This window comes from Quadrisphaera sp. DVD1, from assembly GCF_058932755.1.
The window spans coordinates 23,161-30,079 of sequence record NZ_JBZYWI010000026.1 but is presented as its reverse complement, the minus strand read 5'-3'; the positions used below and the strand labels follow the sequence as shown (position 1 = coordinate 30,079).

The window sequence follows — 6,919 nt, the reverse complement described above, 5'->3', positions numbered from 1 at the left end:
ACCGGCTCCGGCGGGGCCGTGGCCAGCGTCGACCCGGACGCCACGCAGGTCGGCCTCGACGTCCTGGCCGACGGCGGCAACGCCGTGGACGCCGCGATCGCGACGGCCGCCGCGCTCGGGGTCACCGAGCCGTACTCGGCCGGCATCGGCGGCGGCGGGTTCCTCGTCGCCTACGACGCGAGGAGCGGCGAGGTCACCACCATCGACGGCCGCGAGACCGCTCCGGCCTCCTTCGACGAGACGGTCTTCACCGACGGCGCCGGCGCCCCGCTCGACCTCGCGACGGTCGTCAGCTCGGGCCTGTCCGTCGGCGTGCCCGGGACGCCGGCCACCTGGCAGCTGGCCGCCGACGAGCTCGGCACCCGGTCGCTGCGCGAGCTGCTGCGCCCCGCCGAGCGCCTGGCCCGCGACGGCTTCGTCGTCGACGAGACCTTCGCGCAGCAGACCGCCGACAACGAGGAGCGCTTCCGGCTCTTCCCCGAGACCACCGAGGTCTACCTGCCCGGCGGGGAGGTTCCCGAGGTCGGCGCCACCTTCCGCAACCGCGACCTGGCGCGCGCCTACCGCGCGCTGCGCACGCAGGGCGTCGACGCCCTCTACGAGGGGCGGCTGGGGCGGGCGCTGGTCCGCGCGGCCCGGCAGCCGGGCACGGCCGAGGGCGTGAGCGTGCCGGCGGGCCAGATCACCCGCCGCGACCTGGAGGCCTACGAGGCGCTCGTGCGGGAGCCGGTGCGCTCGACCTTCCGGGGCCTGGACGTCTACGGGATGCCCGTGCCGTCCTCGGGCGGCATCGCCGTGGCGGAGGTGCTCAACCTGCTGGAGGCGTACGAGGCGCAGACCGGCACCGCGACCGAGGACCTCCCCGAGGTCGACGTCCTGCACCGCTTCGCGGAGGCCAGCGCGACGGCGTTCGCCGACCGCAACCGGTGGGTCGGGGACGTCGACGGCGTGCCGGCCGAGGAACTCGTCTCCCAGGTCTTCGCCGACGAGCGGGCCTGCCAGCTCTTCGACCCGGCGCTGGCCCAGCCGCGCCCGGTGCCGTTCGGGGAGCCGGACGGCGTCTACGTGTGCGGGGCGGCGTCCGCCACGACGGCCGAGCCCGGCGTCGAGCACGGCACGACGCACCTGACGGTCGCCGACGCCGACGGGAACGTCGTGGCCTACACGCTGACCATCGAGGCGACCGGCGGCTCGGGGATCACGGTCCCCGGGTACGGCTTCCTGCTCAACAACGAGCTCACCGACTTCGACTTCGTGCCGGTGACCGCGGGCGCGCCCGACCCGAACCTGCCCGGCCCGGGCAAGCGCCCGCGCTCGTCGATGGCGCCGACCATCGTGCTGGACGACGGCCGGCCGGTGCTCGCCCTCGGCTCGCCGGGCGGGGCGACGATCATCACGACGGTCGCGCAGGTGCTCACCGAGCACCTCGGGCGCGGGCGGCCGCTGCTGGACGCCGTGGCGGCGCCGCGGCTGTCCTCGCGCAACGGGGCCTCCGCCCAGGCCGAGTCCGCGCTGGCCGACGGTCCGCTGGGCGCGGCGTTGACGGCGCGCGGGCACGTGCTGAGCACCACGCCGGAGATCGGGGCGGCCACGGCGATCCGCCTCACCGACGACGGCCGGTTCGAGGCCGTGGCCGAGCCGGTGCGCCGCGGTGGCGGAGCGGCGGCGGTGCTGGAGCCGGACGCCGGCTGACCACGCTGTCAGCCGGCGTCCAGCTCCTGGATCGAGAGCTCCTGGATCAGGAGATCGGCGTGCGCGGGAAGGGGAAGGACTCCACGACGCGGAACCACAGGGTCGTGGCCGACCCGTCGCGCCGCACGCCCCAGGCGTGGGCGAAGGCGTCGAGGACCGCCGTCCCGGCGCTGGTGAGGGCCTGGGTCCGCGGGCGGTGCACGCCGGGCTCGGTGACCTCCACGAGCACCCCCGCGCCCGAGGCGTCGGCGGTGAACGTCACCGAGACGCGGTCGCGCCCGCTGGTCACCGCCTGGGTGACGGCCTCGCTCGTGAGCAATACCGCGATCTCGCTCACCGAGCGGGGGAGGGCGTCGACCTGGCAGCAGGCGCGCACGAACGCCCGCGCCTTGGCCACCGCGGGAGGGCGGGCGGGCAGGGCGATGCGCGCAGCTCCTCGGGTGGACGCCGTGCGGCCGGGCTCGCTCGGGGCGGGCCGGCGCACGTCAGTCGAGGTCGTCATCGTCGACCAGGGCCATCCAGAGCATGGAGCCGTCGGGCAGGGGCCCGAGGGCGGCGTTGAGGCCGTGCCCGATGGCGACGGCGTAGACGTGCGGGAACACCGTGCGGCGCACCGACAGGCACGGGTGCAGCGGCTGGCGCGAGGCCACGAGCATCACCGTCAGGGCCCGCACGCGGTGCTCCTCCGGGACGGCCTCCCACTGGGACCGCCACGTCTCGGTCGCCAGCACCGGCGCCTGGCGCGCGAGCGACTCGCTCTGGTGCTGACCTGGAGCGGGCTCGTCCAGGAGGTCGAGGATCGACACGGGGGTCCAGCGGCCTGCTCGAGCGTCGGCGACCCCCACCGCCAACGCCGTACCCAGGGCTTGCGTGGTCACGAGAACGACTGTGAGGCCTGCAGAGCCGGTCTGGCTACCCCTTTTCGAACTCTGCAAACCTGGTCATCTCGTGAAAGCGCTTTCACGCCGCGATTGGCGTGATCAATTCCCATGCCAAACCGGTTCAGGTATCTTGGGACACTAAATAGGGAGCGCCTTTCGGAACGTTCCGACAGCCATTTCTCCCGGTCAACACTGTTGACGCCATGCAGGCCGCGCCGGCAGCGAGCATGATCGGTGCAGCGACCCCGACGACGAGGTGAGGCCCCGGTGGAACGACGCAGGCTCGGACGGCTCGGCCACGCGAGCTCGGTGCTCCTCTACGGCGGGGCCGCGCTCGGAGAGGTCGACCAGGACACCGCCGACGCGTCGATCCAGAAGGCGCTGGACGCCGGGATCAACCACTTCGACTTCGCCGCCAGCTACGGCGAGGCCGAGCTGCGGCTCGGGCCGTGGATGCCGCGGATCCGCTCCGACGTCTTCCTCGCCACGAAGACCGGCGACCGCGACCGCGAGGGGGCGTGGCGCTCGATCCAGCGCTCCCTGGAGCGGCTGCAGACGGACTCCGTCGACCTGCTCCAGCTGCACGCCGTCGGCGACCTCGCCGAGCTCGACCTCGTCACCGGCGCCGGGGGAGCGCTGGAGGCGGCGGTGGCCGCGCAGGAGCAGGGCATGGTTGGTGCGATCGGCATCACCGGGCACGGCAAGACGGCCGCGCAGACCCACCTCGAGGCGCTGCGCCGCTTCCCCTTCGCCACGGTCCTCACGCCGCTCAACCCCGTGCTCATGCGCGACGCCGTCTTCCGCGACGCCTACGCGGCGCTGACCGAGGAGGTGGCGCGCCAGGACGCCGGCCTCATGACGATCAAGACGGTGTCGCGGCGGAACTGGCCCGAAGGATCCGAGGGCGGCTACGCCACCTGGTACGAGCCGTACGACGACGCGGAGCGGATCCGCGCGGCGGTCTCGTGGGTGCTCGCGCACCCGGAGCTCACCGGCCTGGCCACGGCGGGCGACGTCCGGCTGCTCTCGATGATCGTGGCGGCCGAGGCCGACCGGATGGACCCCGCCGACGCCGAGGCGCTGCTCCTGGCGGACGCCGAGTACGCCTCGCCGTTCCTCTCGATGCCCTGGTAGGTGCGGCTGCCGCGGTGCTGGCAGGCTCGGCGTCATGCCGTCGTCCCCGGTGACCTTCCGCACCCCCGGCCTCGTCCTCACCGAGCACGAGGTGGAGGTGCCTCTCGACCACGCCCGCCCCGACGGGCGCACGATCACCGTCTTCGCGCGCGAGGTGGCCGCTCCCGACGGCCTCGACCGCCCGTTCCTCGTCTACCTGCAGGGCGGGCCGGGCCACGAGTCGCCCAGGCCCACGGGCTCGGGGACCGCTCCGGGATGGCTGACCCGGGCGCTCGCGGACCACCGGGTGCTGCTTCTCGACCAGCGCGGCACCGGCCGCTCGACGCCGGTGGGCGACCTGCCGGGCCTCTCCGCGCAGGAGCAGGCCGACTACCTCACCCACTTCCGCGCCGACAGCATCGTCCGCGACGCCGAGCTGGTGCGCGAGGCGCTCGGCGTGCAGCGCTGGAGCGTGCTCGGGCAGTCCTTCGGCGGCTTCTGCGCGCTGGCGTACCTCTCGATCGCGCCGGACTCCCTCGAGGCCGCGTACATGACCGGAGGGCTGCCGCCGGTGGGGCGCCACCCGGACGAGGTCTACGCCGCCACCTGGGTGCGCCAGCTCGAGCTCGTCGAGCGCCACTACGCCCGCTACCCGGGCGACCGGGAGCGGGTGCGCGCGCTGCACGAGCGCCTGACGGACTCGCCGCTGATGCTGCCCGGCGGTGACCAGCTCACCGCCCGGCGGCTGCGGATGCTGGGCAACCCCCTCGGGATGAGCGACGGCTCCGATGCCCTGCACGGGATCCTCGAGCTGCCCGAGGACTCCCCGGGGTTCCGCCACGACGCCGCCGACCCGATGGGCTTCGCCCGCAACCCGCTCTACGCGGTCGTCCACGAGTCCTGCTACGCCGACGGCGCGACGACGGCGTGGTCGGCCGACCGGACGCGCCCCGCGATCTTCGACGAGGACCCGACGCTGCTCTTCGGCGAGCACCTCCACCCGTGGATGCTCGACGACGTCGGCGCGCTCGCGCCGCTGCGCGAGGCGGCGCTGCTCCTCGCCGACCACGCGTGGCCGCGGCTGTACGACCCGGCGCAGCTGGCCGTCAACGACGTGCCGGTGGCGGCCGCCGTCTACGCCGAGGATCCGTACGTCGAGGCGGACTTCTCCCTCGAGACCGCGCGAGCGGTGCGCGGGGCACGGGTGTGGCTGACGAACGAGTACCTGCACAACGGGCTGCGCGCCGACGGCGCCAAGGTGCTCGACCGGCTCTTCGCCATGGCTCACGGGCGCGCGTGAGCCGCCCGCTCAGTCGTCCTGGTCGGGGTCGCGGGCCGTGCCGGTGAGCCAGGAGCGGTAGAGCTCGGCGCTGCGGGCGACGACGTCCTTCGCGCCGGTCGTGATGGTGACGCCGGACCAGCCGCCGTGGAGGCGGTCGAACGCCAGCGGTTCGATAGCGGCGAGGAGGCGGTCGAGGTAGCGCTCGGGCAGGGGCAGCAGCATCGGGTAGCTGCGCATGAACGACACCCGCGCGTGCCCGGGCAGGACCATGAGGGTGTCGCCGACGAGCAGCGCGCCGCGGCCTCCGGCGGCGCTCGCGAGGTGTAGGACGGCGCTGCCGGCGAAGTGCCCGCCGCAGCGGACGAGCGTGACGCCGTCGGCGAGCTCGGCGCGGTCGTCCCACCACGTGATGGCGTCGTCGGGGCGCACGACCCAGGCGGCGTCGCGGCGGGGGATCCACACCGGCGCACCGTGGCCGTCGGGCTGCGGGAAGCGCTGACTCCACTCGATCTGCACGCCGCACAGGTGGGGGTGGCTGCGGGCGATGCCGATCAGGCCGCCGTGGTCACGGACGAACTCCACCGCAGCGTCGTCGAGGTAGCCCGGCGGGTCCCAGAGGACGCCGCCGGCCGGAGTGGTCACGAGCAGGCCGCGGTGGCCGATGCCGATCGGCGGGCTGACGGTGAGCTCGAACAGGCCCGGCTCCACCTCCGCCCACGTCGTGGTGGAGCCCTCGGCGGCGAGCTCGGCGAGGTGCGTCCACGCCTGGCCGGACGCCGGGACGTACTGGCGGTCGTCGGTGCAGATGCGGCACCGCGCCGGTGGCTCGGCGCTGGGCGGGTACTGGTTGCCGCAGGTCCGGCAGATCCACGCGTGCGGCGGTGCGCTCGACATGGCGGAGATCCTCGACCCTGCGCGGGGCCGACGGCCAGAGCCGGAGCGCGGTGGCGCACGGGCGCGCCCGAGGCCCTTGTCGCCGTCCGTGGTCAGGACGACACTCAGAGCAGGGCCACGTCCACCGCGTTCGCCGGTGCCCGCGCTCCGCCGATGCCGGTGGACGCCGCCCCGCGCACCCTCTGGCGCCGCCCGGTGCCGGGGCGTCGACGACGACGGGGGCAGTCATGAGCGTGGACTTCGCGATGGTCACGCAGCGGCAGCAGCAGGTCTGGAGCCTGGGTGACTACGGCAGGGTCGGGAGCCTCCTGAGCTGGATGGGGGAGTCCCTGGTCCGGCACCTCGACGTGCACGCCGGGGAGCGCGTGCTCGACGTCGCGGCGGGCAACGGCAACGCCTCGCTGCCCGCGGCGCGCCGGTTCGCCGACGTGCTGGCCACCGACTACGTGCCGGCGCTGCTCGAAGAGGCGCAGCGGCGGGCCGAGGCGGACGGCGTCCGCCTGCGCACGCAGCCGGCCGACGCGCAGGCCCTGCCGTTCCAGGACGGGAGCTTCGACGTCGTGATGTCGACGATCGGGGTGATGTTCGCGCCGGACCAGGAGGCCGTCGCCCGCGAGATGGCGCGCGTGTGCCGCAGCGGCGGGCGGATCGGCGTCGCGAGCTGGACGCCGGACAGCGCGGTCGGCGACATGTTCCGCACCGTCGCCCGGCACGTGCCGCCGCCGCAGGGGGTGCGGCCGGCGGTCGTGTGGGGCAGCGAGGAGCGGGCGGAGGAGCTGCTCGGGCCCTACTGCCGCGGGCTCACCGCCACCCGGCAGACCTGCGCCTGGCGGTTCCCCTCGCCGCACGCGTGCGTCGAGTACTTCCGCACCTGGTACGGCCCCACCGTGGCGGCGTTCGCCGCCGTCGGCGTGGCCGGGCGCGAGCGGCTCGAGGTCGACCTGTGCACCGTCTTCTCGGCGCACAACACCGCCACCGACGGCACGCTGGCGATCGACGTGCCGTTCCTGGAGGTCATCGGCACCCGGGCCTGACCGGCCCTCGGGCCGAGGTCGCC

7 protein-coding genes are annotated in these 6,919 nt (G+C 74.7%); 4 read left to right on the top strand and 3 right to left on the bottom strand.

All coding sequences use genetic code 11. The annotated features are described in order from the left end of the window. On the top strand, positions 1-1,692 hold a 1,692-nt coding region (gene ggt / locus AC5FZL_RS04960), incomplete at its 5' end, for a gamma-glutamyltransferase (protein WP_493617457.1). 46 nt (positions 1,693-1,738) lie between these two features. On the opposite strand, the gene AC5FZL_RS04955 is transcribed toward ggt, so the two are convergent. Both AC5FZL_RS04955 and AC5FZL_RS04950 read right to left on the bottom strand, forming a co-directional pair. After that, on the bottom strand, positions 1,739-2,194 hold the full coding sequence (locus AC5FZL_RS04955; RefSeq protein ID WP_493617456.1) for an ATP-binding protein: 456 nt from the start codon (positions 2,192-2,194) through the stop codon (positions 1,739-1,741). Beyond that, positions 2,178-2,498 (bottom strand): hypothetical protein, encoded by a 321-nt coding sequence (locus tag AC5FZL_RS04950; protein ID WP_493617455.1) that lies wholly within the window; start codon positions 2,496-2,498, stop codon positions 2,178-2,180. Before AC5FZL_RS04950 ends, AC5FZL_RS04955 begins: the two co-directional genes overlap by 17 nt. Positions 2,499-2,840: 342 nt before the next feature. Between AC5FZL_RS04950 and AC5FZL_RS04945 the strand changes: the two genes are divergently transcribed. Then, the gene (locus AC5FZL_RS04945; protein WP_493617454.1) at positions 2,841-3,707 is read left to right on the top strand and encodes an aldo/keto reductase; all 867 of its coding nucleotides are present in this window, start codon (positions 2,841-2,843) and stop codon (positions 3,705-3,707) included. A gap of 34 nt (positions 3,708-3,741) precedes the next feature. Then, positions 3,742-4,986, top strand: a complete 1,245-nt coding sequence (locus tag AC5FZL_RS04940) for an alpha/beta fold hydrolase (protein WP_493617453.1) — start codon at positions 3,742-3,744, stop codon at positions 4,984-4,986. 9 nt (positions 4,987-4,995) lie between these two features. On the opposite strand, the gene AC5FZL_RS04935 is transcribed toward AC5FZL_RS04940, so the two are convergent. Next, on the bottom strand, positions 4,996-5,862 hold the full coding sequence (locus AC5FZL_RS04935) for a hydrolase (RefSeq protein ID WP_493617452.1): 867 nt from the start codon (positions 5,860-5,862) through the stop codon (positions 4,996-4,998). A gap of 227 nt (positions 5,863-6,089) precedes the next feature. On the opposite strand from AC5FZL_RS04935, the gene AC5FZL_RS04930 reads away from it, so the two are divergent. Beyond that, on the top strand, positions 6,090-6,896 hold the full coding sequence (locus tag AC5FZL_RS04930; protein WP_493617451.1) for a class I SAM-dependent methyltransferase: 807 nt from the start codon (positions 6,090-6,092) through the stop codon (positions 6,894-6,896). Positions 6,897-6,919: the final 23 nt, after the last annotated feature.

Bases quoted from the DNA above. Each gene is read 5' to 3' on its own strand.
- AC5FZL_RS04955 (WP_493617456.1), bottom strand. From the start codon at position 2,194: ATGACGACCTCGACTGACGTGCGCCGGCCCGCCCCGAGCGAGCCCGGC.
- AC5FZL_RS04940 (WP_493617453.1), top strand. From the start codon at position 3,742: ATGCCGTCGTCCCCGGTGACCTTCCGCACCCCCGGCCTCGTCCTCACC.
- AC5FZL_RS04935 (WP_493617452.1), bottom strand. From the start codon at position 5,862: ATGTCGAGCGCACCGCCGCACGCGTGGATCTGCCGGACCTGCGGCAAC.
- AC5FZL_RS04930 (WP_493617451.1), top strand. From the start codon at position 6,090: ATGAGCGTGGACTTCGCGATGGTCACGCAGCGGCAGCAGCAGGTCTGG.